This is a genomic window from Teichococcus aestuarii (assembly GCF_042651065.1).
GTDB classification, from domain to species: domain Bacteria; phylum Pseudomonadota; class Alphaproteobacteria; order Acetobacterales; family Acetobacteraceae; genus Pseudoroseomonas; species Pseudoroseomonas aestuarii.
Genome location: NZ_JBHSCH010000092.1, coordinates 1 through 23,107, shown reverse-complemented (window position 1 = coordinate 23,107; position 23,107 = coordinate 1). Strand labels below are relative to the sequence as shown.

Sequence of the window (23,107 nt, the reverse complement as noted above, 5' to 3'; positions counted from 1 at the left end):
CGCGCCACCGTGCACGCGGCCGACGCCACCGATGCCGAGGCGCTGGAGGGCGTGGACGCCGCCATCCGCGCCGAGGGGCCGCCGCTGGCGGGGGTGGTGCACGCCGCCGCCGCCTTCGACGACGCCGCCGCCATCGCGCTCGACGCCCGCCGCTTCGCCGCCGTGCTGGCGCCGAAGCTCGCCATCGCCGAGAATCTCGACCGGCTGACACGGCGGGACCCGGTCTCGCTGTTCCTGCTGTTCTCCTCCGCCACCACGGCGATGGGCAATCCGGGCCAGGCCAACTACGTCGCCGCCAACATGGCACTGGAGGCGCTGGCGCGGCGCCGCCATGCCGAGGGGCTGCCGGCGCTGGCGGTGGCCTGGGGCCCGATCGCCGATGCCGGCATCCTCGCCGGCAACGCCGCCACCGCCGGGACCCTGGCCCGCCGCCTGGGCGTGGCGCCGATGGCGGCGGCCGAGGCGCTCTCCGCCCTGCCGGCGCTGCTGGAGAGCGGCGCGCCGGTGCTGGGGCTGGCGCATGTCGCCTGGCGGGAGGCGCGCATGGCGCTGCCGATCCTGGAGGAGCCGCTCTTCTCCGAGGTGCGCGGCCGCGCCGAGACCAGCCTGGAGGCGGCCGGGCTGCAGGCCCATCTGCTCGCCCTGCCGCCGGAGGAGGCGCGCGCCCTGCTGCGCCAGGTGGTGCAGGAGGAGGTGGCGCGCATCCTGCGCCTGCCGCCCGAGGCGGTGCCGCTCGACGCGCCCGTGGCCGGCCTCGGGCTCGACAGCCTGGGCGGCCTCGAGCTGCGCGGCGCGCTGGAGCGGCGGCTGGGAATGCAGGTGCCGCTGGCCTCGGTGAGCGAGGATCTGACCATCGACCTGCTGACCCGCAAGCTGGCCGAGGGCCTGGCCGGCGGCCGCGCCGAGGAGGCGATCGCCGAGCTGGTGGAGCAGTTCGAGCCCAGCGCCGGCCCGGCCGGGCACCCGGCCGAAGCGACTTCGTGATGGCCCGGGGCGGGTGCGGACCCGCCCCGGACCGGCTATCCTCCCCGCACGCCGCCCCGCCGGCACGGGCCGGGGGCAGCGCCCACGAACGGCCCGGACCATGGCCCATGGACACGCAGCACGCATGACCCTCCCTCCGATCCATCCCGCCCGCGGGGCGGGCGCATGAGCGGCGGGCTCAGCGCCACGGCGCGGATGGCGCTGCTGGCGCGGCTCTCCAAGCGGCGCAGCGGCGAGGCGCCGGCGCCCGACGCGGGCAGCGCGCGCGACTTCACCACCCTGCCCGGCATGCGCGATTTCGGCCTGCTGAAGACCGCGCTGCAATCGCTCGACATGCCGAGCCCGCTGTTCCAGGCGCATGACGGGCTGGCCGGCGCGCACAGCCGCATCCAGGGGCGCGCGGTCGTCAACTTCACCAGCTACAACTACCTCGGCCTGAACGGCGACCCGCGCGTGCTGGCGGCGGCCAAGGCGGCGGTGGACCGCTACGGCGTCTCGCCCTCCGGCTCGCGCATCCTCTCGGGGGAGCGGGACCTGCACCGCGAGCTGGAGCGCGCGCTGGCGGCGCTGCACGGCACCGAGGCGGCGCTCACCTTCGTCTCCGGCCACGCCACCAACGTCACCACCATCGGCCACCTCATGAGCCCGCGCGACATCGTGGTGCACGACGCGGCCATCCACAATTCCTGCACCGAGGGCGTCCGCCTCTCCGGCGCCCGGCGCATCCCCTTCGCGCACAACGATCTGGGCGCGGCGGAGCGGGAGCTGGCGGCGGCCCGGCGCGGCGCGGGCAAGGCGGCCCGCGCCCTGCTGCTGGTGGAGGGCCACTACAGCATGGATGGCGACAGCCCCGACCTCGCCCGCTGCATCGAGATCGCCCGCCGCCACGATGCCTGGCTGATGGTGGACGAGGCGCATTCCCTCGGCGTGCTGGGCGCCACCGGCCAGGGCATCGCCGAGGCGCAGGGCGTCGATCCCGCCGGCGTCGACATCTGGATGGGCACGCTCTCCAAGACGCTCTCCGCCTGCGGCGGCTACATCGCCGCGCGGGCCGACCTGATCGACTGGATGCGCCACACCGCGCCGGGCTTCGTCTATTCCGTGGCGCTGCCGCCGGCGCTGGCCGCCGCCGCGCTGGAATCGCTGCGCATCCTGCGCGCCGAGCCGGAGCGGGTGGCACGGCTGCAGGCCAATGGCCTCGGCCTGCGGGAGCGGCTGCGCGCGCGCGGCTTCGACACCGGCACCAGCCAGGGCGGCGCCGTGCTGCCGGTCATCCTCGGCTCCTCGGTGCGCACGGCGAAGGTGGCGGCGGCGCTGCTGGAGCGCGGCGTGGCGGTGCAGACCGTCACCTTCCCCGCCGTGCCGGAGCAATCCGCGCGGCTGCGCTTCTTCATCTCCTCCGAGCACAGCGCGGCGGATCTCGACCAGGCGGCCGAGGCGCTGAGCCAGGCCGTCTCCGGCATCGGCCGCGTCGAGAGCCTGCCCGGCCTCGGCGCGTGAGGCGCCCCGGCCGGCAGGAGATCGGGCAGGAGGCCGGATGGGGGCTCGGGCGGGCGGCATGCGCATCGCCCTGCTGACCCTGGAGAGCGCGCTCAGCGCCGCGGCGGTGCTGCGGCTGGCGGAGCAGCAGGCGGAGCGGATCGTGCTGATCGGCCGCTCCCTGCCCTACCGCGCCGCCGCCGGCGGCATGCCCGGGCAGATGCGCGCCCATTGGCGCCGCTCCGGCCCCCGCCTGCTGCCCTATCTGCTGGTCAATTACGGCCTGCCGCAGGCGCTGGGCGGGCTGCGCCGGGCCCTGGGCCGTGGCGCGCTGAGCGGCTTCGCGCGGCGGCGGGGCATCCCGCTCCTGGCGGTGGAGGACGTCAACGGCCCCGCCATGGCCGCCGCGCTGCGCGCGGCCCGGCCGGACCTGATCCTGTCCTTCCACTTCGACCAGATCCTGCGCGCCGAAATCCTGGCCCTGGCGCCGCTGGGGGGCATCAACGTGCATCCCTCGCTGCTGCCGCGCCACCGCGGCCCGGTGCCCACCCTCTGGGCGATGCGGGAGACGCCGCCCGCCTTCGGCGTGACGGTGCACCGCATGGTGCCGCGCATCGATGCCGGCGCCATCCTGGCGCAGCAGGCGGTGTCGCTGCCGCCGGGCGTCACCGCCAGCACCGCGGCCCGGCTGCTGCACGAGGCCGGCGCTGCGCTGCTCGGGCCGCTGCTGGCGGCGCTGGAGGCCGCCGCCGCGCCGCCGGCGGGCCGGCCGCAGGACCTGTCACAGCCTGGCGCGCCCTATTGCCCATTTCCATCGGCCGGGGCATTGCGGGAGATGGCGTGGCAGGGCCAGCGGACCGTCGGCTGGGAGGACCTGCATGCGGCCCTGGCCGCGCCTGTCGGGTAGCGCGCGCCATGCCCATGGCGGCCCTGCCCTTCATTCCGCGCGGCGGGCCGGAAGCCCCGCCCCTCCGACCGCCGCAGACGAGAACCCGCCGCCGCCGATGAGCAGCCCCGCCGATCCGGCTTCACGATGCTTCCTCTTCCTGCAGGGACCGATCACGCCGTTCTTCGACGAGGTTGGCGCCGGGCTGCGGGCGCTGGGACATGCCGTGCACCGGATCAACCTGAACCTCGGCGACAGGCTGTTCTGGCGCGGCCCCGGCGCGGTGGATTTCCGCGGCCGGGCCGAGGAATGGCCGGCCTTCGTCGAGGCCTTCCTCGACCGCCACGGCGTCACCGACCTGGTGCTGCTGGGCGAGCAGCGGAGCTATCACAAGGCCGCCATCGCCGCCGCGCATGCGCGCGGCATCCGCGTCGCCACCACCGATTTCGGCTACATCCGCCCCGACTGGATCGTGCTGGAGCGGGACGGCATGAACGCGGCCAGCCTGTTCACCCGCGACCCGGAGACCATCCTGCGCACCGGCGCCAGCCTGCCGCCGCCCGACCTGATCGTGCGCAACAAGGACAGCTTCGCCCGCCAGGCACGGTGGGACATGCTCTACCACCTGAGCAGCGCCCTGCCCTGGCCCTTCCCCCACTACCGCACGCACCTGCTGCAGCACCCGGCGCTGTACTACATGGGCGTCGGGCTGCGGCTGCTGCAGCGCGGGCGGGACAACCGCCGGGCGGACGCCATCCTGCAGCGCCTCTCCGGCACCGGCCCGCTCTTCCTGATGGCGATGCAGATGGAGAGCGACTTCTCCATCCGCGCCTATTCCCGCTACCCCGACCTGGACACGGCGCTGCGCGAGGTGGCGGAGAGCTTCGCCGCCCATGCGCCCGCCGACGCGCATCTGCTGGTGAAGGTGCATCCGCTCGACCCGGGGCTGAAGAACTGGAAGCGGCGCACCCGCCGCATCGCCGAGGCGGCGGGGGTCTCGGCGCGGATGCACTATCTGGGCGGCGGCAATCTGGGTGCCATCGTCGAGCAGGTGCAGGGCACCGTCACCGTCAACAGCACGGTGGGGCTGCGCTCCATCATCGACCACACCCCGACCTTCGCGCTGGGCGAGGCGCTCTACCGCATTCCCGGCCTCGTCTTCTCCGGCCCGCTGGACCGCTTCTGGACCGAGGCGACCCCGCCCGACCCGGCGCTGCGCGAGGGCTTCCTGCGCTGCATCGCGCATCAGCTGCACATACGCGGCGTCTACTACAACCGGCCGGGGCTGGATGTGGCGGTGCGCGCGGCGGTGCACCGGCTGCATCACGGCCAGCTCAACATCGCCGTGCCCGAGCTGATGTACCCGGCCGAGGCCGGCTTCCCCGGCACCGCCGCACCCCGCTGAAGCCGCCCCGGCCGGCGCTGGCGCCGCGCGGAAGGCCAAGCCGCAGCCGGAAACCGCCCCGCCCGCGATGCGTTGCGCGGTCTGGAGAGGTGTGCCGCAACGGCGGCACACGACAGGGTGGGCGGGAAGCCCGCAGGGGGCCAATGGAACAACGCACCGTGATGACGGGCCGCGCCATGCGCGCCGTGCCGCTGGCAGGGCTGCTGACCGGGTGCGGCGGCGTGCAGTCGGCGCTCGACCCCGCCGGCTTCGAGGCGGAGCAGGTGGCGCGGCTGTTCTGGGCCATGCTGATCGCCAGTGGCGTCATCTGGGTGCTGGTGCTGGGCCTCGCCTCCTATGCCGCCCGACGGCGCGGGCAGCCCTGGAGCCAGCAGGGCGCCAGCCGCCTCATCGTCTGGGCGGGGGCGGTGGTGCCGACGCTGCTGCTGGCGGTGCTGCTGTTCTACGGCCTGCGGCTGATGCCGGAGCTCCGCGCCCCCGGCGGCCCGCTGCGGGTGCATGTGGAGGGCGAGCAGTTCTGGTGGCGGGTGCGCTACCATCCGCCCGGCGGCGCCCCGGTGGAGAGCGCCAACGCGCTGGTGCTACCGGTGGGCCAGCGCGTCGAGTTCAGCCTCTCGACGCGCGACGTCATCCACTCCTTCTGGGTGCCGGCGCTGGGCGGCAAGATGGACATGATCCCCGGCCGCACCAACCGCCTGGTGCTGGAGCCGACGCGCACGGGCGAGTTCCGCGGCGCCTGCGCCGAGCTCTGCGGCGCCTCCCACGCGCTGATGGCCTTCACCGTGCGGGTGGTGGAGCCGGCCGAGTTCGAGGCCTGGCTGGCGCGCGAGGCGGCGCTGGCCGCCGCCGTGGAGCCGGCGGCGCAGGCGGGCGAGGCCGCCTTCCTGGCGAATGGCTGCGGCGCCTGCCACAGCGTGCGCGGCACGGCGGCGCGCGGCGCCATCGGGCCGGACCTGACGCACCTGGCCAGCCGCCCCACCATCGGCGCCGGCATCCTGGAGAACAGCGCGGAGAACCGCGCCGCCTTCATCGCCCGCGTCGACCAGATCAAGCCCTCCGCCCGCATGCCCGCCTACGGCACGCTGCCGGAGACCGAGATCGCCGCGATCGCGGCCTGGCTGGGAACGCTGCGATGAGCGAGGCGACGATGCCGGACAGCGAGGACGCCGCCCGCCGGAAGGCCCAGGAGGCACGGCTCGAGAAGACCTGGGAGACGCCCTCCGGCTGGCGCTACTGGTCGGCGGTGAACAACACCGAGGTGGGGCTGTGGTACACCGCCACCTCCTTCCTGTTCTTCCTGTTCGCCGGCGCGCTGGCGCTGCTGGTGCGGGCGCAGCTCGCCGTGCCGGACAACGACCTCATCTCCGCCAGCCTCTACAACCAGGCCTTCACGCTGCACGGCACGGCGATGATGTTCCTGTTCGCGGTGCCGATCTTCGAGGCGGTGGCGATCCTGCTGCTGCCCACCATGCTGGCGGCGCGGGACCTGCCCTTCCCGCGCCTCTCCGCCTATGGCTACTGGTGCTTCCTGATCGGCGGCGTCTTCGTCATGGGCTCGATCTTCTTCAACGCGGCGCCCGATGCCGGCTGGTTCATGTACCCGCCGCTGACCACGGACCCGAAGCTCACTGGCATCGGCGCCGACATCTGGCTGCTCGGCCTCTCCTTCATCGAGGTGGCCTCGATCGCCGCCGCGGTGGAGCTGATCGTGGGCGTGCTGAAGTGCCGCCCGCCGGGCATGCGCATCAACACCATGCCGCTCTACTGCTGGTACGTGCTGATCGTCGGCGGCATGATCCTGTTCGCCTTCCCGCCGCTGATCGCCGGCGACATCCTGTTCGAGCTGGAGCGGCTGGCCGGCTGGCCGTTCTTCGACGCCAGCCGCGGCGGCGACCCGGTGCTGTGGCAGCACCTGTTCTGGATCTTCGGCCACCCGGAGGTCTACATCGTCTTCCTGCCCTCGATCGCGCTGCTGGCGATGATCGTGCCGACCTTCGCGCGGCGCCCGATCATCGGCTATTCCTGGATCGTGCTGGCCGCCGTGGGCACCGGCTTCCTCAGCTTCGGGCTGTGGGTGCACCACATGTTCACCACCGGCCTGCCCGCCATCTCGCTCGGCTTCTTCTCGGCGGCCTCCGAGGCGGTGGCGATCCCGACGGGCGTGCAGATCTTCGTCTTCGTCGCCACCATGCTGGCGGGGAAGATGACCCGCTCCACGCCGATGCTGTTCGCCGCCGGGGCGCTCGCCATCTTCGTCTTCGGCGGGCTGACGGGGGTGATGGTGGCCATCGCCCCCTTCGACTGGCAGGCGCATGACAGCTACTTCGTCGTGGCGCACCTGCACTACGTGCTGATCGGCGGCATGGTGCTGCCGCTCTTCGCCGGCGCCTACTACTACTACCCGCTGATCATGGCGCGGAAGCTGTCGGACCGCATCGGCCGCCTCGTGTTTTGGCTGATGTTCCTGGGCTTCAACATCGCCTTCCTGCCGATGCACTTCACCGGGCTGCGCGGCATGCCGCGCCGCGTGTTCACCTATCCGGGCGGCATCGGCTGGGACTGGCTGAACCTGATCTCCTCGGCCGGCGCGGTGCTGTTCGCGGCCGGCGTGCTGCTGTTCACCTGGGACGCCATCTGGGGCATCCGCCGCCGCGCGGATTCGCCGCGCAACCCCTGGGGCGCCGGCACGCTGGAATGGCTGAACCCCATCCCCGGCGCCGATTACGGCGTGCGCAGCGTTCCCGCCATCGCCTCCCGCTACCCGCTCTGGGACGACCCGGAGCTGCCCCGCCGCGTGGACGAGGGCCGCGAATACCTCCCCGATGCCGAGGAAGGAAAGCGCGAGACCCTCGTCACCTCCGTGCTCGACGCGCGGCCGATCCAGTGCCTGCGCGTGCCGGGCAACAGCTTCATGCCGATGATCGCGGCGGTGCTGACCGGCGCGGTGTTCATCCTCACCACCTTCCACCTCTACTGGACCGGGCTGGCGGTGGGCGTCGCCGCCATCCTCTCCATCCTGGCCTGGCTGTGGCGCGGCACGGCGATGGTGCCGGAGAAGCACGAGAAGGATATCGGCCGCGGCGTGAGGCTGCCGCTCTACGCCTCCGGCATCCGGTCGGTCGGCTGGTGGGCGATGTTCATCACCATGACCGGCGACATGACGGCCTTCGCCAGCCTGGTGTTCAGCTACTTCTACTTCTGGACCATCCACCCCGTCTTCCCGCCGCTGGATGCCGCCGGGCTGCCGATGGGCCCCGGGCTGCTCTGGCCGGGCGTGGCGCTGCTCGCTGCCCTCGGCGCCTGGGGCGCCATGCTCTGGGCGCGGGCGCGCAACACGGCGGGCCAGGCGGGCGGGCTGCGCCTCGGGCTGCTGGCGGCGGTGCTGCTGGCCCTGGCCAGCGGCGGCGCCATGCTGATGGGCCCCTGGGCGAACGGGCTGGAGCCCACCACCCACGCCTACCCCGCCGCCGTCTGGGTGCTGCTGGGCTGGGCGGCGCTGCATCTCGCGGTCGGCGTCATTATGACGCTCTACGCCCTGGCCCGCAGCCTCGCCGGCAAGCTGACGCGGGAGCACGACATCGATATCCACAATGTCGTGCTCTACTGGCACTTCGCCGCCATCACCGCGGTGGTGACGCTCGCCACCGTCGCCCTCTTCCCGCTGCTGGCGTGAGGGAGGGGCCGCCATGCTGATCCACAACCGGCGCCACGCCAATCTCTGGACCCTGCTGGCGCCGCCCGCCATCTGGGCCATCCACTTCCTGCTCTGCTACGTCGCCGCCGCCATCGCCTGCGCCAAGGGCGGCGGGCCGTGGGTCGATCTCACCACGCTGCGCTGGGTGATCCTCGGCATCACCATCCCGGCGCTGGGGCTGATCCTGGTGGCCGGGCAGCAGGCGCGCCGCCACTGGGGCTTCGGCACGGACGACCCGCCGCACGACCAGGCCACGGACGAGGACCGCCAGCACTTCCTCGGCTACGCCACGCTGCTGCTCTCTTGCCGCTGGCGCTGCTGGTGCTGGCGCTGGTCTGGGGCGGGCCGCTGCTGGTGCTGCTGGAACGCTCCTTCACCGGCCACATGGTGATGCATATGGGCGTGGTGGCGGTGGCCGCGCCGCTGCTGGCCATCGCACTCGGCGGCGGGCGGTGGGACCCGGCGCGGCGCTTTCCCCGGCTTCTCGGGCCAAACCTCTGGTGGCCCGTGGCGGCCTCGGGGCTGGAATTCGTCACCATCTGGGGCTGGCACATGCCGGGGCCGCACCACGCGGCACGCGAGAGCCTTGGCGTGATGGCGCTGGAGCAGGGCAGCTTCCTCGCCGTCTCGCTGCTGGTCTGGCTCTCCTGCCTCGGCGCCGGCGAGGCGGACCGGAGGCCGCGCCAGGCGGCGGGCGTCGTCGGCCTGCTGCTCACCTCCATGCACATGACGCTGCTCGGCGCGCTGATCGCCCTCGCGCCGCGCCCGCTCTACGCCCATGCCGCCTGCCTCGGCCTGACGCCGCTGGAGGACCAGTCGATCGGCGGCGTGGTGATGCTGCTGGTGGGCGGCGGCGCCTACCTCGCCGGCGGCCTCTGGCTCGCCGCCCGCCTGCTGCGCGACCCCGAACCCGCCCCGCCCAATCCCGCCCCGCCAGGAACCAGCCCCCAGGAGCCCGCCCGATGATCCTCCGCCTCACCCTCCGCCGCGTCGGGCTGGGGCTGGCCGCGCTCGCGCTGGGCGGGCTGCTGGTCGGCTGGTCGGGCGTCATCTATGTCGGCGCCTCCGGCGGCCACTGGGCCGCCACGGAGTGGTTCCTGCACTGGGTGATGCGCAACTCCGTCCGCACCCGCGCCCTGGCGCTGGAGGCGCCGGACCTTTCCCACCCCGCCCTGCTCGACCGCGGCGCCGGCCACTACGCCACCGGCTGCGCCCCCTGCCACGGCGCGCCGGGGGAGCGGCAGAACCCCATCGTGCAGGCCTCGCTGCCGCCACCGCCGGAATTCACCCGCCGCTTCGACGAATGGACACCGGAGGAACTGTTCCGCATCGTCCAGCACGGGGTGCGCTACAGCGGCATGCCCGCCTGGGTGGCCATCGAGCGGCATGACGAGATCTGGGCCATGGTCGCCTTCCTGGAGGCGCTGCCGGAGATGACGCCGGAGGAATACCGCCGCCTCGCCTTCGGCCCCGGCGGCGCGCGCCAGCCCAGCTCCGGCCTCATCGGCATCGACGCCATCAACACCGGCGGCCCCGCGCCGCCGATGCAGGAGGCGCTGGCCGATTGCGCCCGCTGCCACGGCATGGACGGGCGCGGGCGGGACAACGACGCCTTCCCCATCCTCGCCGGCCAGAGCGAGGCCTATCTGCGCGAGACGCTGCTGGCCTTCTCGCACGGCACGCGGCACAGCGGCATGATGCAGCCGCCCGCGGCCCGCGCCGATGACGCGGTGCTGGGCGAGATCGCCGGCCACTATGCGCGCCAGCCCCGCCCGCCGGTGGCGGCCCCCGCGGAGCCGGCGCTGCTGGCGGAGGGCGAGCGCATCGCCCGCCAGGGCATCCCGGCCGAGGGCGTGCCGGCCTGCCTCTCCTGCCACGGCGGCGCGGCGCTGGCGCGCAACCCCTCCTACCCCGCGCTGCACGGGCAGCACGCCAGCTACCTGGAGAACCAGCTCGTGCAATGGCAGGCCGGCACGCGCGGCGGCGGGCCGTACCGGGCGCTGATGCAGACCATCGCCGGCCGGCTCACGCCGGAGCAGAACAAGGCGGTGGCGGCCTGGTTCGCGGCGCAGGACGCGGCGCGGGACTGAGCGGGCGGGGAACCGTGGCCCCGCCCCCGTGTTCTGGCCCTGGACGGCAGGGACAGGCAGAGATGCAGCGCTTCGCGGGCAAGGTGGTGGTGGTGACGGGCGCGGGCTCGGGCATCGGCGAGGGCACGGCGCGGCGCTTCGCGGCGGAGGGCGCGATGGTCGTCCTCTGCGGCCGCACGGAGGCGAAGCTGCGGCGCGTGGCCGCGGATCTGGACGCGGAGCGCACACTGGTGCAGCCGGCCGACGTGTCGGAGCGGGCGCAGGCGGAGGCGCTGATCGCCGCCACGCTGGCGCGCTTCGGGCGGCTCGACGTGCTGGTGAACAATGCCGGCACCGTCGTCACCGGCCCGTTGCTGGAGCTGGAGCCGGAGGCTTGGCGCCGCGTGATGGCGACCGACCTGGACGGCGTCTATTTCTGCACCCGCGCCGCCCTGCCGCATCTGCTGGAGGCGAAGGGCAGCATCGTCAACGTCTCCTCCGTCTCCGGCACCGGGGGGGACTGGAACATGAGCGCCTACAACGCCGCCAAGGGCGCGGTGACCAACCTGACGCGCTCGCTGGCCATGGAGCTGGGCGAGAAGGGCGTGCGGGTGAACGCGGTGAACCCCAGCTTCACCCTCACCGACATGACCCGGGACATGGCGGAGGACGAGGCGCTGGTGGCCAAGTTCCGCGAGCGCATCCCGCTCGGCCGCCCCGGCGAGCCGGCGGATGTCGCCGATGTCATCGCCTTCCTCGCCAGCGAGGATGCGCGCTTCGTCACCGGCGTGAACCTGCCGGTGGATGGCGGGCTTTCCGCCTCCAACGGCCAGCCCCGCCAGGCCTGAGGCCCGGCGGGCATCGGGCGGCTCAGGCGGCGAGGCTCTTCGAGACCTTCTCGTAGGTGCCCTTGCTCAACCCGGGCCGCGCGGCGATGCGCTCCAGCGCGGCCCGCATCATCGCGCCGCGCGCCGCATCCTGCCGCTTCCACGGCCCGAGCGGCGAGACCATCCGCGCCGCCACCTGGGTGTTCACCGCATCGAGCGCGATGACCATGTCGGCCAGGAAGCGGTAGCCCTCGCCGGAGGCCGCGTGGAACGCCGCCGGGTTGCCGGCGGCGAAGGCGCCGACCAGCGCGCGCACCCGGTTGGGATTGCGCAGGTCGAAATCCGGGTGGCGGGAAAGCGCCTCGGCCGCCGCCGCGTCGGTGCGCGGCGACATGGCCTGGAGGGCGAACCACTTGTCCAGCACCAGCGGCTCATCCTTCCAGCGGGCGTGGAAGGCGGCCAGCGCCGCCTCCCGCGCCGGGCTGTCGGACTCGGCCAGCACGCGCAGCGCGGCGAGCGAGTCCGTCATGTTGGCGGCGGCGGCGAACTGCGCCTCGGCCCGCCCCGTCTCCCCCGCCGCGCCGAGATAGGAGAGCGCGGCGTTGCGCAGCGCGCGGCGGCCGATGGAAGCGCCGTCGATCCGGTAGGGACCGGAATCCGCGAGATCCTCGTGCAGCGCGGCGAAGCGCGCGGCGAAGCGGCGGCCGAGCGCGCCGCGCAGGAAGTGCCGCACGGCATGGATCGCCTCCGGATCGGCCACCGCCATCTGGTCGGCGATGAACTCCTCGGAGGGGAGCGCCAGCGCCTCGGCGGCGAAGGCCGGGTCCTCCGTCGCGCGGTCCAGCAGCGCGGCGGTGATGGCGGCGAGGCCCTCGGGAAGTTCGAGGGGCTTCTGGCTGCGCAGCGCCGCCACCATCTCCAGCATGGTGGCCGTGGCGTATTGCTGCGACGATTCCCAGCGGACGAAGGCATCCGTGTCGTGCGCGGCGAGGAAGCCGAGCTGCTCCAGCGTCAGGCCGGAGAGCTTCACCGGCGCCGAGAAGCCGCGCAGCAGCGACGGCACCGGCTTCGCCGGCAGCCCCTCGAACACGTATGTCTGTTCGGCTTCCTCCAGCAGCAGCATCCGGGGCTCGGCCAGCGCGGCGCCGTCCGGGCCGATCAGCCCCATCGCCACCGGGATCGGCACCGGCAGCTTCTCCGGCTGGCCCGGCGTGGGCGGGGTGGATTGGGAGAGGGTGAGCGTGTAGCGGCCCGCCTCGAACGCCTCCCGCACCCGCAGCTCCGGCGTGCCGGCCTGGGCGTACCAGCGGCTGAAGCGCGAGAGATCAACCCCCGAGGCGTCCTGCATGGCACGGACGAAATCCTCGATCGTCACCGCCTGGTTGTCGTGGCGGGCGATGTAGAGGTCCATGCCGCGGCGGAAATTCGCCTCGCCGATCAGGGCGCGCATCATGCGCACCACCTCGGCGCCCTTCTGGTAGACGGTGGCGGTGTAGAAGTTGTTGATCTCCAGGTAGGAATCGGGGCGCACCGGATGCGCCATCGGCCCCGCATCCTCGGGGAACTGGGCGGCGCGCAGGCGGCGGACATCGGCCAGCCGCTTCACCGCCGCCGAGCCCTGGTCGGCGGAGAAGTGCTGGTCGCGGAACACGGTCAGCCCCTCCTTCAGGGAGAGCTGGAACCAGTCGCGGCAGGTGACGCGGTTGCCCGTCCAGTTGTGGAAATACTCGTGCGCGACGACGGTCTCGATACCCTCGTAATCCGCGTCCGTCGCCGTCTCGGGCCGGGCCAGGATGTACTTGGTGTTGAAGACGTTGAGGCCCTTGTTCTCCATCGCCCCCATGTTGAAGTCCGACACGGCGGCGATGTTGAACACGTCGAGGTCGTATTCGAGGCCGTAGGTCGCCTCGTCCCAGGCCATCGAGCGCTTCAGCGAATCCATGGCGTGGCCGCAGGCATCCTCGTCGCCCCGGCGGACGTAGATGGCCAGCGCCACCGCGCGGCCGGAGCGGGTGGTGAAGCGGTCCCGCACCGCCACCAGATCGCCCGCCACCACGGCGAAGAGGTAGGAGGGCTTGGGGTGCGGATCGGACCAGCGCGCCCAGTGGCGGCCATCGGGCAGCTCGCCCGCGCCATCCGGGTTGCCGTTGGAGAGCAGCACCGGGCAGGTGGCGCGGTCGGCCTCCAGCGTGGTGGTGTAGCGCGCCATCACGTCCGGCCGGTCCGGGAAGTAGGTGATGCGGCGGAAGCCCTCCGCCTCGCACTGGGTGAAGTAGTTGCCGCCCGAGAGATACAGGCCGGAGAGCTCGCTGTTGGCCTCGGGCGAGATCTCCACCTCGGTCTCCAGCACGGCGCTGTCCGGCATGCCGTCGATGCGCAGGCCGCCGCCGGGCAGGTGGTGCAGCCGGTCCGCGGCGAGCGGCGCGCCGTCCAGCGCGGCGGAGAGCAGGGTCAGCGCCTCGCCATCCAGCTCCAGCGCCGGCGTGGCGGGGGCCGCCGGGTTGCGGCGCAGCGCCAGCCGGGCGCGCACCCGCGTGGCGGTGGGGTGCAGGGCGATGTGCAGATCCACCTGCTCCACCAGGAAGGCGGGCGGCCGGTAGTCCTCGCGGCGGATGGTGGGCGGGGGGGAAGGCTGGTCGGTGCTGGTCATGGCTCGCCCTGGATCGCGCGGGAGGGGCCTCAATATGGCCCCGCCCCCTGCCCGCGCCCAGCCGGCGGATGCATTCCGCGCTTTTCCCCGGAGGCTCCGGCATGGCACCGTATGCCCGATCGGCTTCCGGAGAGACGCGATGCGCCTGCATGATTTCCGTGTGCTGACCTTCGACTGCTACGGCACGTTGATCGACTGGGAAAGCGGCATCCACGAGGCGCTGCAGCCCCTGTTGCAGAAGGGCGGGCTCGACCTGCCGCGCGACGAGGTGCTGGAAGCCTTCGCCCGCCACGAATCCACCCAGCAGGCCGAGACGCCGGCCATGCCTTATGCCGAGCTGCTGACCGAGGTGCACCGCAACCTCGCCGACGAGTGGGGCGTGGAGGTGAGCGACGCGGTGCATGCGCGCTTCGGCGCCTCGGTGCCGGACTGGCCCGCCTTCCCCGACTCGGCCGAGGCGCTGGCCTACCTCAAGCGGCACTACAGGCTGGTGATCCTCTCCAACGTGGACCGCGCCGGCTTCGCCGGCAGCCGCAGGCGGCTCGGCGTGGAATTCGACGCCGTCTTCACCGCGCAGGATATCGGCAGCTACAAGCCCAGCCTGCGCAACTTCGAGCACATGCTGGAGACGCTGGCGGTGCAGGGCATCGGCAAGGCCGAGATCCTGCACACGGCGCAGAGCCTGTTCCACGACCATGCCCCGGCCAAGCGCATGGGCCTCGCCTCCGCCTGGATCGACCGGCGGCACGACCGGGATGGCTGGGGCGCCACCATGCCGCCGCCCTCCGGCGCGGGCTACGAGTTCCGCTTCCCCTCGCTGGGCGCGATGGCGGCGGCGCACCAGGCGGAGGCAATCGCCTGAGCATTGACTGATTCCTGGCCAGCGCGGCGCCGCCTCCTCCCCCTTGCCGCCGCGCCACGCCGCGTCCAGCCTCCTGGCACAAGGCTTGCCAGCAGGCACCGCGAACAATGGACGGGGGAGACTCCATGCGCTTGATCGGCGTCGATGTCGGCGGAACCTTCACGGATCTCGTGCTCGCGGACACGGAAACCGGCCGCAGCGTCATCCACAAGGTGTCCAGCACCAATGCCGACCCGTCGATCGGCGTCACCCAGGGCGTGGTGGAGCTGTGCGCGCGGGCGGGCATCGCGCCCGGCGCGGTGGACCAGGTGCTGCACGGCACCACCATCGCCACCAACGCCGTGCTGGAGCACCGCGGCGCCGTCACCGGCCTGATCACCACGCGCGGCTACCGGGACGTGCTGCATATCGGCCGGCACCAGCGGCCGGAGCACTATTCCATCCAGCAGCAGATCCCGTGGCAGTCCCGCCCGCTGGTGAAGCGCCGCCACCGCATCGGCGTGACGGAGCGGCTGGTGCCGCCGACCGGCGACGTGCTGACCCCGCTGGACGAGGACGAGGTGCGCGCCGCCGCCCGCGCGCTGAAGGCCGAGGGCGTCGAGGCCATCGCCATCTGCTTCCTGTTCTCCTACCTCAACCCGGCGCACGAGCTGCGCGCCAGGGCCATCGTGGCCGAGGAATACCCGGAGGCCTTCGTCACCACCTCGGCCGAGGTGGCGCCGCAGTTCCGCGAGTTCGAGCGCTTCACCACCGCCGCGATGAACGCCTTCGTCGGGCCGAAGGTGCGCGACTATGTCTCCCGCCTCGCCACCCGGCTGAAGGAGGCGGGCGTCGCGGGCGACCTGCAGGTGATGGGCTCCACCGGCGGCGTCGCCTCGGTGGCGATGGTGGCGGAGCAGCCGGTGCTGACCATGCTCTCCGGCCCCGCCGCCGGCGTGCTGGGCGGCGCCTGGGCGGGGGCGCTTTCCGGCCGGCGCGACCTCATCACCTTCGACATCGGCGGCACCTCGGCCGACATCGCCATCGTCTCGGATGGAACATTCGGCGAGGCCTCGGCGCGCGACACCTGGATCGCCGGCTTCCCGCTGCTGGTGCCGATGATTGACATCCACACCATCGGCGCCGGCGGCGGCTCCATCGCGCGGCGGGATGCGGGGGGCGCCTTCCGCGTCGGGCCGCAATCGGCGGGGGCGCAGCCGGGGCCGGCGGGCTATGGCCGCGGCGGCCAGCGCCCCACCGTGACGGACGCCAACATCGTGCTCGGAAGGCTGGACCCGGAGAACTTCCTGGGGGGCGCGATGGCGCTGGATGTCGAGGCCGCGCGCCGCGTCGTCGGCACCTTCGCCGCGGAGCTGGGGCTGACGATGGAGGGCGCGGCGCTCGGCATCCTCACCATCGTCAACGCCAACATGGCCAACGCCATCCGCAGCCGCACCGTGCAGAAGGGCATCGACCCGCGCGGCTACGCGCTGGTGGCCTTCGGCGGCGCCGGCCCGCTGCAGGCGGTGGAGGTGGCGCGGATGCTGGAAGGGCGCGAGGTTCTGGTACCGCCGCACCCTGGCATCACCTCCGCCATGGGGCTGCTGACCACCGACCTCAGCGCCGATGCGGTGCGCACCTGCTTTCAGCTCTCCACCGCGCTGGACCCGGCGCGCATCGCCGACGACTTCGCGGCGATGGAGGCGCAGATCACCGCCCGCTTCGCCGCGGACGCCCTGCCGGTGGAGACCGCCCGCTTCACCCGCGCCGCCGACCTGCGCTACGCCGGCCAGGGCTACGAGCTGCGCGTGCCCTTCCCCGCCGGGGCGGCGGCGGACGCCACGGCGCTGTTCGAGCGCTTCCACGCCCAGCACAAGGCGGAATACGGCCACGCCTTCCCCGAGCGGCCGGTGGAGATCGTCAACCTGCGGCTGACCGGCGCCATTCCGCGCCCGCATCTCGGCGCGCCGCCGCCGCGCGCGGGCGGCTCGCTGGCGGAGGCCACGGTGAGGACCGGGCGCGTCGTCTTCGGCACCCCCACCGCGCCGGAAGCGCACGACACTCCCTTCCTGCGGCGCGAGGCGCTGCCGGTGGGCCAGCCCATCCCGGGCCCGGCCATCGTGCTGCAGACGGACAGCACCACGGTGGTGCCGCCCGGCTGCACCCTGACCGCCGAGGCCGGCGGCAACCTCCTGATCACCCTCTGACGCGGGACGCAACGCCATGACCGAGACGAGCCGCATCGATCCCGTCACCGTCAGCGTCGTGCAGGGCGCGCTGGAGACCATCGCGGTGGAGGTGGGCTACAAGCTGATGCGGATGGCCTATTCCTCCATCATCCGCGAATCGGAGGATTTCGGCGCGGCGCTGACGGACGCCACCGGCCAGGGGCTGGCGGAATCGGCGCAGTCCACGCCGCTGCAATCCGGCCCCATCCCCGGCTATGTGAAGGCGGTGCTGGCGACGCTGGCCAGGCGCGGCGACCGGCTGCGCCCGGGCGACGTGATCATGCACAACGACCCCTATGGCGGTGCCAGCCACGGGCCGGACGTGGCCTTCATCGTGCCGGTGTTTCACGTGGATCAGTCGGGCGCGGAGCATCTGGTGGGCTTCAGCGCCACCACCGCGCACCATCTCGACATCGGCGCGCAGACGCCCGGCTCCTGCGGCATCGTCGAGGCGATCGACGCCTATGCGGAAGGGCTGCAGTTCAAGGCGATCAAGGTCTATGCGGGCGGCGTGCGGAACGACGCGGTGTGGCAGATCCTGCGCGACAACCTGCGCGCGCCGGAGCTGGTGGTGGGCGACATGGAGGCGCAGGTGGCGGCCAGCCGCATCGGCGCCGAGCGCATGGCGGCGCTGGTGGCGCGGCACGGGCTGGAAGGCTTCCGCGCCGCCTGCGCCGCCATGCTGGACCAGGCGGAGCAGTTGATGCGCCGCGCCATCGCCGCGCTGCCCGAGGGCAGCTTCCGGGCCGAGACCGTCATCGACGGCTACCTGGACGACCCGGCGCGCAGCAACCTGCCCCTCGTCGCCACCGTCACGCGGCAGGGCGACGAGCTGGTGGTGGACCTCACCGGCACCGCGCCGCAGGTGGATGACCGCCCCATCAACATGCCCTTCCACGGCACGGTGGACGTGGCGGTGTGGCTGACCGTGCGTTCCGTGCTGCTGGACACGGCGGTGCATGGCCATGTGCCGGTGAACGAGGGCCTCACGCGCCCCATCCGCATCGTGGCGCCGAAGGGGTGCCTGGCCAATCCGCGCTTCCCGGCGCCCACCATCGCCCGCTTCTGCCCCGGCAACCAGCTGGCCGACACGGTGATGAAGGCGCTGGCGCAGGCGGTGCCGGGGCAGGTCTCGGCCGGCATCGGCAACCTCAAGGTCATCGCCTTCTCCGGGCTGAAGGAGGAAGGCCACTGGGTGCACATGGAGATCTTCGAGGGCGCCTATGGCGGCCGCCCGGGCCAGGACGGGATGGACGCGGTGGACACGCTCTACGCCAACACCCGCAACAACCCGGTCGAGGACATCGAGACCCACCTGCCGCTGCGCGTGCTGCGCTACGAGCTGCGCGAGGACGAGGCGGGTGCCGGCGAGTGGCGCGGTGGCCTCGGCTCGGTGCGCGAGATCGCTTTCCTCACCGATGCCGGCACCTCGGTCGAGGGTGAGGGCCATGCGCACCGCCCCTGGGGTTTCCTGGGCGGCGCCCCCGGCGTCACCGCGCGCCTGACCCTGCGCCACCCGGACGGCACGGAGGACTCGCTGCCCTCCAAGGTGCCGCACCGCGCCGTGAAGGCCGGCGACACTTTTATCTGTTACGGCCCCGCCGGTGGCGGCTATGGCGACCCGCTGAAGCGCGACCCCGCGCGGGTGCTGGAGGATGTGCTGGACGGCCTGGTCTCGGTGGAGACCGCGCGCCGCGACTATGGCGTGGCGATCGCGGGCGGCGTGGTGGACGAGGCCGCCACCGCCACCCTGCGCGCCGCGAACTGACAGAAAAAAGAAGGGGGCCCGGGGGAATTCATTCCCCCGGCCTTGCTGCTACCCTCCCGGCATGCCCCTGCATGAAAGCTCCTCCCAGCTCGCCCAGCGCCTGAAGACCGAGCGGGAGGCGCGCGGCTGGTCGCTGGCCGAGTTGGCGGAGCGTTCCGGCGTCTCCAAGGCGATGATCAGCAAGATCGAGCGCGACGAGGTGAGCCCGACGGCGGCGCTGCTGGGCCGCCTATCCGGCGCCTTCGGCCTCAGCCTCTCGCAGCTCCTGGCCCGCGCCGAGCAGGGCGCCGGGCTGCTGGCGCGGGCCGAGGCGCAGCCTGTCTGGCAGGACCCGGAGACCGGCTTCATCCGCCGCGCCCTGACCCCCACCGCCGGCCCGCCCACGCCGCTGGAACTGATCTGGGGCGAGCTGCCGCCCGGCCAGGCGGTGGACTACCCCGCCGCCGCCTTCGCCTTCATTCAGGACCAGCAATTGCTGCTGCTGGAGGGCGTGCTGCACTTCACCCAGGGGCGCAGCCTGCATGTGCTGCACCCGGGGGATTGCCTGCGCTTCGGCCCGCCCGATGCCTGCCGCTACGAGAACCCCGGCCCCCTGCCCTGCCGCTACGTGGTGGTGCTGCTGCGGCGGTGAGCCGGCCGCGCCCTCAGCCGCGCAGCGCCGCCGCCGGGTGCGGTGCCGCCAGCAGCGGCCCGGCGCCGAACAGCTTCTCCCGGTAGGTGCCGGGGGCATAGGCGGTCTTGAAGGCGCCGCGCGCCTGCAACTCCGGCACCACCAGCGCCACGAACTGCTCCAGCCCTTCCGGCAGCACGGTGCGGGAGAGGTTGAAGCCGTCCACATCGGCGGCCTCGGCCCAGCCGATCAGCCGCTCCGCCACCTGCGCCGCGCTGCCGACGATGGGCGGCTGCCGGCTGCCCAGCACGAACTGGTCGATCAGCTTCCGCTTGGTGAAGACCGGCCCCGCCGCCTGCTTCATCGCCGTGACATTGGACTGGATGGCCTGGGTGGGGCCCGCCTCGATCGGCTCGTCCATGCCGTATTTCGCGAAGTCGATGCCGAGCGAGGCGGAGGCATGGGCGAGCGCCCCCTCCACGCTGGCGTGGCGGCGGTATTCCTCCAGCAGGTCGCGCGCCTCGGCCTCGGTGCGGCCGGCGATGACGGTGGCGCCGGCGAACACCTTCAGCGGCCGCCCGCCCGCGCGGGCGCGGAGGTCGGCCACCAGCGCCGCCACCGGCTCCGGCTTGCCGCCATTGACGAAGACGCATTCCGCATGGGTGGCGGCGAAGCGCCGGCCGCGGTCCGAGGCGCCGGCCTGGTAGAGCACCGGCGTGCGCTGGGCCGAGGGCTCGCAGAGATGGATCGCCTCCATCTGGAACTGCCGCCCCTGGTGGCGGATCGGGCGTACCATCGAGGGCTCGGCGTAGAGGCCGGCCGCGCGGTCGGCGCGCACCGCGTCCTGGTCCCAGCTGCCTTCCCAGAGCTTGTAGACGACCTCCATGTATTCGTCGGCCAGGTCGTAGCGGTCGTCATGCGCCATCTGCCGGTCGAAGCCCATGGCGCGGGCGGCGCTGTCCAGGTAGCCGGTGACGATGTTCCAGCCGATCCGCCCCTGCGTCAGGTGGTCCAGCGTGGACATCCGGCGCGCGAAGAGGAAGGGCTGCTCATAGGCCAGGTTGCAGGTGATGCCGAAGCCGAGATGGGTGGTGGCCGCCGCCATGGCCGGCACCAGCATCGCCGGGTCGAGCAGCGGCACCTGCACCGCGCCGCGCAGCGCCGCCTCCGGGCTGCCGCCATACACGTCGTAGATGCCCAGCACGTCGGCCAGGAACAGCCCGTCGAACAGGCCGCGCTCCAGGGTGCGGGCCAGCTCCATCCAGTGGTCCAGCCGGTTGTAGTGCAGGCTGGTGTCGCGGGGGTGCGTCCACATCCCCTGCTGGATATGGCCGATGCAGGCCATGTCGAAGGCATTGAGGCGGAGTTCACGCGGCATGGACGGCTCCCGGGGATCTGCGGCTTCTGGCGGGTGTCCACTATGAGAGATTTTCGTCTCCGATGCGACAGGCCATTTGTTCCCGGCCGCTGCCCTGGGCTGGCGCCCGCCTTCCGCATCCGCTGAGCTTCGCCGAACCGACTCGGAGACACGGATGACCGACACCCCCAACCACGCCGCCCTCGCCGCCCGCTATGGCGCCGGCCACGTCCCGGCCGCCGGCCCCTGGAGCCCGGTGATCGACGCGCTGCTGGCCCACCGCTCCGTCCGTGCCTACCGGCCGGACCCGCTGCCGGAGGGCACGCTGGAGACGCTGGTGGCCGCCGCGCAATCGGCCGCCACCTCCTCCAACCTGCAGACCTGGTCGGTGGTGGCGGTGACCGACCCGGCCCGCAAGGCGCGCCTCGCCGCCGTGGCCAACGGCCAGAAGCATATCGAGCAGTGCCCGCTCTTCCTGGTGTGGATCGCCGACCTTTCCCGCACGGCGCGGCTGGCCGAGGCGGAGGGCAAAGCGCTGGAGGGCCTGCCCTACCTGGAGACCTTCCTGGTGGCGGCGCTCGATGCCGGGCTGGCGGCGCAGAACGCGGTGGTGGCCGCCGAGTCGCTCGGCCTGTCCACCGTATATATTGGTGCGCTGCGGAACGACGTGCGGGCGGTGGCGGCGGAGCTGGACCTGCCGCCCGGCGCCGTGGGGGTGTTCGGCCTGTGCGTGGGCCATGCCGACCCGGCGCAGCCGGCCGAGGTGAAGCCCCGCCTGCCGCAGCCCGCCATCCTGCACCGCGAGCGCTATGACAGCTGCGGCGAGGAAGCCCACCGCGCCGCCTACGACTCGGCGCTCGGGGCCTTTAGCGCCCGGAACGAGATGTCCGCCTATCGTTGGACGGAGCGCGTGCTGGCCCGGCTGGGAAGCACCCGCGCGCTGCACGGGCGGGACGGGCTGAAGGGCGCGCTGCGGGCGCTGGGCTTCCCGCTGCGCTGAGCGCGCCCCCAGAGGCACAGCCTGAGGCGGGACAGCCTCAGGCGGCGGGGTTCAGGACATGGATGACGCGGCCGGCCACCATCTCCTTTGTCCGCTCGCCATAGGCCAGCATGTGGGGCGAGCGGGCATGCGCCTTCAGCGCCTCGGGGCTGGCCCACTTCTCCACCACCACGAAGCTGTCCTCGCCGAAGCTGGCGGGGGAGTTGGGCGCGTCGATGGCCGGGCCGTACTCGATGCAGCCATCCTCGGCCAGCACGGCGGGGATGTTGGCGCGGAACTCCGCCAGCACCGCCTCGCGCTGGCCGGGCTTGGCGGTGATGATGGCGATGACATGGATCATGGGGGACATTTCCGGTGCTTCTTGTGGAGGCGGCAGGCTAGGTCCACCCGCCGCCGCCGCCAAGACGCCGCGCCCCGCCCCTCACATCGCCGGGCGGTGGCCGAAGATGGCGGTGCCCACCCGCACATGGGTGGCGCCGTGCGCGATGGCCGCCTCGAAATCCCCGCTCATACCCATGGACAGGGTGCGGAGGCCGAGTCGCGCCGCCGCCGCCGCCAGCAGGGCGAAGTGCGGGGCCGGGTCCTCATCGGCGGGGGGGATGCACATCAGCCCCTCCACCGGCAGGCCGTGCGTCTCCCGGCAGAGGCCGAGGAAATCCTCCAGGGCCTCCGGCGCGATGCCGGCCTTCTGCGGCTCCCGCCCGGTGTTCACCTGCACCAGCAGGCCGGGGCGGCGCTGCTCGCGCGCCATCGCCTCGGCCAGGGCCTGGGCCAGCCTGGGCCGGTCCAGGCTCTCGATGACATCGGCCACCCGCACCGCGTCGCGCGCCTTGTTGGTCTGCAGCGCGCCGATGATGTGCAGCCGCAGGCCGGGATGCCCCGGCCGCAGGGCGGGGAACTTGCCCGCCGCCTCCTGCACGCGGTTCTCGCCGAAGGTGGCCTGGCCGGCGGCGAGGGCTTCCGCCACCGACTCGGCCGGATGGAACTTCGACACCGCGACCAGCGTCACGGAGGCCGGGTCGCGGCCGCATCCGGCGCAGGCGCTGGCGATGCGGTCCTGGATGCGCTTCAGATTGTCGGAGATGGAGGACATGGTGTGCGAAGCCTAGGAGCGGTGGCGGCGCGGCTCAAGCCGGCGCGGGCCGAGGGACGTGGCCGGCTGCCCCGGCTCTGGCTGTTCAGCGACCCGGCCCGCCTGCCAGACCCGCGCAGCGCGGCGGCGGCGCTGCCGCGCGGCGGCGGGGTGGTGGCGCGCGGGGTCGAGTCGGCCCTGCTCCCGGGGCTGGCAAGGCTGCTGCGGCAGCGGCGC

The 23,107-nt window shown here is 73.2% G+C and carries 19 protein-coding genes and 1 pseudogene; 16 read left to right on the top strand and 4 right to left on the bottom strand.

Going from position 1 to position 23,107, the window contains the following annotated elements; translation table 11 throughout:
* From ACFOY6_RS22155 to ACFOY6_RS22110, 10 genes are all read left to right on the top strand, one after another.
* A partial coding sequence (locus ACFOY6_RS22155) for a ketoreductase domain-containing protein (protein WP_379652260.1) occupies positions 1-984 on the top strand: 984 nt, incomplete at its 5' end.
* 165 nt (positions 985-1,149) lie between these two features.
* A complete protein-coding gene (locus ACFOY6_RS22150) occupies positions 1,150-2,484 on the top strand; it encodes an aminotransferase class I/II-fold pyridoxal phosphate-dependent enzyme (protein WP_379652259.1) in 1,335 nt (444 codons plus the stop codon).
* A 58-nt stretch (positions 2,485-2,542) separates the two neighbouring features.
* Positions 2,543-3,370 (top strand): formyltransferase family protein, encoded by an 828-nt coding sequence (locus tag ACFOY6_RS22145; RefSeq protein ID WP_379652258.1) that lies wholly within the window; start codon positions 2,543-2,545, stop codon positions 3,368-3,370.
* 97 nt (positions 3,371-3,467) lie between these two features.
* Positions 3,468-4,754 carry a capsule biosynthesis protein gene (locus ACFOY6_RS22140; protein WP_379652257.1) on the top strand — a complete coding sequence of 429 codons (1,287 nt, stop codon included), beginning with the start codon at positions 3,468-3,470 and terminating at the stop codon, positions 4,752-4,754.
* A 143-nt stretch (positions 4,755-4,897) separates the two neighbouring features.
* Complete coding sequence (coxB, locus tag ACFOY6_RS22135) at positions 4,898-5,890, top strand: cytochrome c oxidase subunit II (RefSeq protein WP_379652256.1); 993 nt, start codon at positions 4,898-4,900, stop codon at positions 5,888-5,890.
* Positions 5,887-8,427: a cytochrome c oxidase subunit I gene (ctaD, locus tag ACFOY6_RS22130; protein WP_379652255.1), complete on the top strand. Its 2,541-nt coding sequence runs from the start codon at positions 5,887-5,889 to the stop codon at positions 8,425-8,427. The genes coxB and ctaD overlap by 4 nt, the downstream gene beginning before the upstream one ends.
* A 13-nt stretch (positions 8,428-8,440) precedes the next feature.
* Complete coding sequence (locus tag ACFOY6_RS22125; protein ID WP_379652254.1) at positions 8,441-8,839, top strand: hypothetical protein; 399 nt, start codon at positions 8,441-8,443, stop codon at positions 8,837-8,839.
* Positions 8,752-9,414 (top strand): cytochrome c oxidase assembly protein, encoded by a 663-nt coding sequence (locus tag ACFOY6_RS22120; protein WP_379652253.1) that lies wholly within the window; start codon positions 8,752-8,754, stop codon positions 9,412-9,414. Before ACFOY6_RS22125 ends, ACFOY6_RS22120 begins: the two co-directional genes overlap by 88 nt.
* On the top strand, positions 9,411-10,538 hold the full coding sequence (locus tag ACFOY6_RS22115; RefSeq protein ID WP_379652252.1) for a c-type cytochrome: 1,128 nt from the start codon (positions 9,411-9,413) through the stop codon (positions 10,536-10,538). Before ACFOY6_RS22120 ends, ACFOY6_RS22115 begins: the two co-directional genes overlap by 4 nt.
* Before the next feature lie 62 nt (positions 10,539-10,600).
* Positions 10,601-11,365, top strand: coding sequence for a meso-2,3-butanediol dehydrogenase (locus tag ACFOY6_RS22110; protein ID WP_379652251.1), 765 nt, complete (start codon positions 10,601-10,603; stop codon positions 11,363-11,365).
* A gap of 22 nt (positions 11,366-11,387) precedes the next feature.
* Here the strand turns inward: ACFOY6_RS22110 and pepN are convergent, their stop codons facing one another.
* Complete coding sequence (pepN, locus tag ACFOY6_RS22105) at positions 11,388-13,994, bottom strand: aminopeptidase N (RefSeq protein WP_379652250.1); 2,607 nt, start codon at positions 13,992-13,994, stop codon at positions 11,388-11,390.
* A gap of 139 nt (positions 13,995-14,133) precedes the next feature.
* Here pepN and ACFOY6_RS22100 point away from each other — a divergent pair, with 139 nt between their 5' ends.
* The 4 genes from ACFOY6_RS22100 to ACFOY6_RS22085 all read left to right on the top strand — a co-directional run bounded on the left by ACFOY6_RS22100 (position 14,134) and on the right by ACFOY6_RS22085 (position 19,462).
* Positions 14,134-14,856: a haloacid dehalogenase type II gene (locus ACFOY6_RS22100; protein WP_379635789.1), complete on the top strand. Its 723-nt coding sequence runs from the start codon at positions 14,134-14,136 to the stop codon at positions 14,854-14,856.
* A gap of 125 nt (positions 14,857-14,981) precedes the next feature.
* Complete coding sequence (locus tag ACFOY6_RS22095) at positions 14,982-17,042, top strand: hydantoinase/oxoprolinase family protein (protein ID WP_379652249.1); 2,061 nt, start codon at positions 14,982-14,984, stop codon at positions 17,040-17,042.
* Between the two features lie 16 nt (positions 17,043-17,058).
* Positions 17,059-18,831 carry a hydantoinase B/oxoprolinase family protein gene (locus ACFOY6_RS22090; RefSeq protein ID WP_379652248.1) on the top strand — a complete coding sequence of 591 codons (1,773 nt, stop codon included), beginning with the start codon at positions 17,059-17,061 and terminating at the stop codon, positions 18,829-18,831.
* Between the two features lie 61 nt (positions 18,832-18,892).
* Positions 18,893-19,462, top strand: a complete 570-nt coding sequence (locus ACFOY6_RS22085; RefSeq protein WP_109515825.1) for a helix-turn-helix domain-containing protein — start codon at positions 18,893-18,895, stop codon at positions 19,460-19,462.
* A gap of 13 nt (positions 19,463-19,475) precedes the next feature.
* Here ACFOY6_RS22085 and ACFOY6_RS22080 read toward each other — a convergent pair whose 3' ends face one another.
* Positions 19,476-20,819 (bottom strand): LLM class flavin-dependent oxidoreductase, encoded by a 1,344-nt coding sequence (locus tag ACFOY6_RS22080; protein ID WP_379652247.1) that lies wholly within the window; start codon positions 20,817-20,819, stop codon positions 19,476-19,478.
* A 154-nt stretch (positions 20,820-20,973) separates the two neighbouring features.
* Here ACFOY6_RS22080 and ACFOY6_RS22075 point away from each other — a divergent pair, with 154 nt between their 5' ends.
* Entirely contained in the window at positions 20,974-21,798 is an 825-nt protein-coding gene (locus ACFOY6_RS22075; protein ID WP_379631779.1) for an NADPH-dependent oxidoreductase, read from the top strand.
* 37 nt (positions 21,799-21,835) lie between these two features.
* Here ACFOY6_RS22075 and ACFOY6_RS22070 read toward each other — a convergent pair whose 3' ends face one another.
* Together ACFOY6_RS22070 and ACFOY6_RS22065 are read right to left on the bottom strand one after the other, a co-directional pair.
* Positions 21,836-22,138: a putative quinol monooxygenase gene (locus tag ACFOY6_RS22070; RefSeq protein ID WP_109515822.1), complete on the bottom strand. Its 303-nt coding sequence runs from the start codon at positions 22,136-22,138 to the stop codon at positions 21,836-21,838.
* Positions 22,139-22,219: 81 nt separating this feature from the next.
* Positions 22,220-22,891: a YggS family pyridoxal phosphate-dependent enzyme gene (locus ACFOY6_RS22065; RefSeq protein WP_109515821.1), complete on the bottom strand. Its 672-nt coding sequence runs from the start codon at positions 22,889-22,891 to the stop codon at positions 22,220-22,222.
* Positions 22,892-22,894: 3 nt separating this feature from the next.
* On the opposite strand from ACFOY6_RS22065, the pseudogene ACFOY6_RS22060 reads away from it, so the two are divergent.
* A pseudogene (locus tag ACFOY6_RS22060) lies at positions 22,895-23,107 on the top strand (hypothetical protein); the annotation flags it as partial.

What these genes read in the sequence shown, in the direction of transcription:
- ACFOY6_RS22150 (WP_379652259.1), top strand. Translation starts at nt 1,150, where the DNA reads ATGAGCGGCGGGCTCAGCGCCACGGCGCGGATGGCGCTGCTGGCGCGG.
- ACFOY6_RS22145 (WP_379652258.1), top strand. Translation starts at nt 2,543, where the DNA reads ATGCGCATCGCCCTGCTGACCCTGGAGAGCGCGCTCAGCGCCGCGGCG.
- ACFOY6_RS22140 (WP_379652257.1), top strand. Translation starts at nt 3,468, where the DNA reads ATGAGCAGCCCCGCCGATCCGGCTTCACGATGCTTCCTCTTCCTGCAG.
- coxB (WP_379652256.1), top strand. Translation starts at nt 4,898, where the DNA reads ATGGAACAACGCACCGTGATGACGGGCCGCGCCATGCGCGCCGTGCCG.
- ctaD (WP_379652255.1), top strand. Translation starts at nt 5,887, where the DNA reads ATGAGCGAGGCGACGATGCCGGACAGCGAGGACGCCGCCCGCCGGAAG.
- ACFOY6_RS22125 (WP_379652254.1), top strand. Translation starts at nt 8,441, where the DNA reads ATGCTGATCCACAACCGGCGCCACGCCAATCTCTGGACCCTGCTGGCG.
- ACFOY6_RS22115 (WP_379652252.1), top strand. Translation starts at nt 9,411, where the DNA reads ATGATCCTCCGCCTCACCCTCCGCCGCGTCGGGCTGGGGCTGGCCGCG.
- ACFOY6_RS22110 (WP_379652251.1), top strand. Translation starts at nt 10,601, where the DNA reads ATGCAGCGCTTCGCGGGCAAGGTGGTGGTGGTGACGGGCGCGGGCTCG.
- pepN (WP_379652250.1), bottom strand. Translation starts at nt 13,994, where the DNA reads ATGACCAGCACCGACCAGCCTTCCCCCCCGCCCACCATCCGCCGCGAG.
- ACFOY6_RS22100 (WP_379635789.1), top strand. Translation starts at nt 14,134, where the DNA reads ATGCGCCTGCATGATTTCCGTGTGCTGACCTTCGACTGCTACGGCACG.
- ACFOY6_RS22095 (WP_379652249.1), top strand. Translation starts at nt 14,982, where the DNA reads ATGCGCTTGATCGGCGTCGATGTCGGCGGAACCTTCACGGATCTCGTG.
- ACFOY6_RS22090 (WP_379652248.1), top strand. Translation starts at nt 17,059, where the DNA reads ATGACCGAGACGAGCCGCATCGATCCCGTCACCGTCAGCGTCGTGCAG.
- ACFOY6_RS22085 (WP_109515825.1), top strand. Translation starts at nt 18,893, where the DNA reads ATGCCCCTGCATGAAAGCTCCTCCCAGCTCGCCCAGCGCCTGAAGACC.
- ACFOY6_RS22080 (WP_379652247.1), bottom strand. Translation starts at nt 20,819, where the DNA reads ATGCCGCGTGAACTCCGCCTCAATGCCTTCGACATGGCCTGCATCGGC.
- ACFOY6_RS22075 (WP_379631779.1), top strand. Translation starts at nt 20,974, where the DNA reads ATGACCGACACCCCCAACCACGCCGCCCTCGCCGCCCGCTATGGCGCC.
- ACFOY6_RS22070 (WP_109515822.1), bottom strand. Translation starts at nt 22,138, where the DNA reads ATGATCCATGTCATCGCCATCATCACCGCCAAGCCCGGCCAGCGCGAG.
- ACFOY6_RS22065 (WP_109515821.1), bottom strand. Translation starts at nt 22,891, where the DNA reads ATGTCCTCCATCTCCGACAATCTGAAGCGCATCCAGGACCGCATCGCC.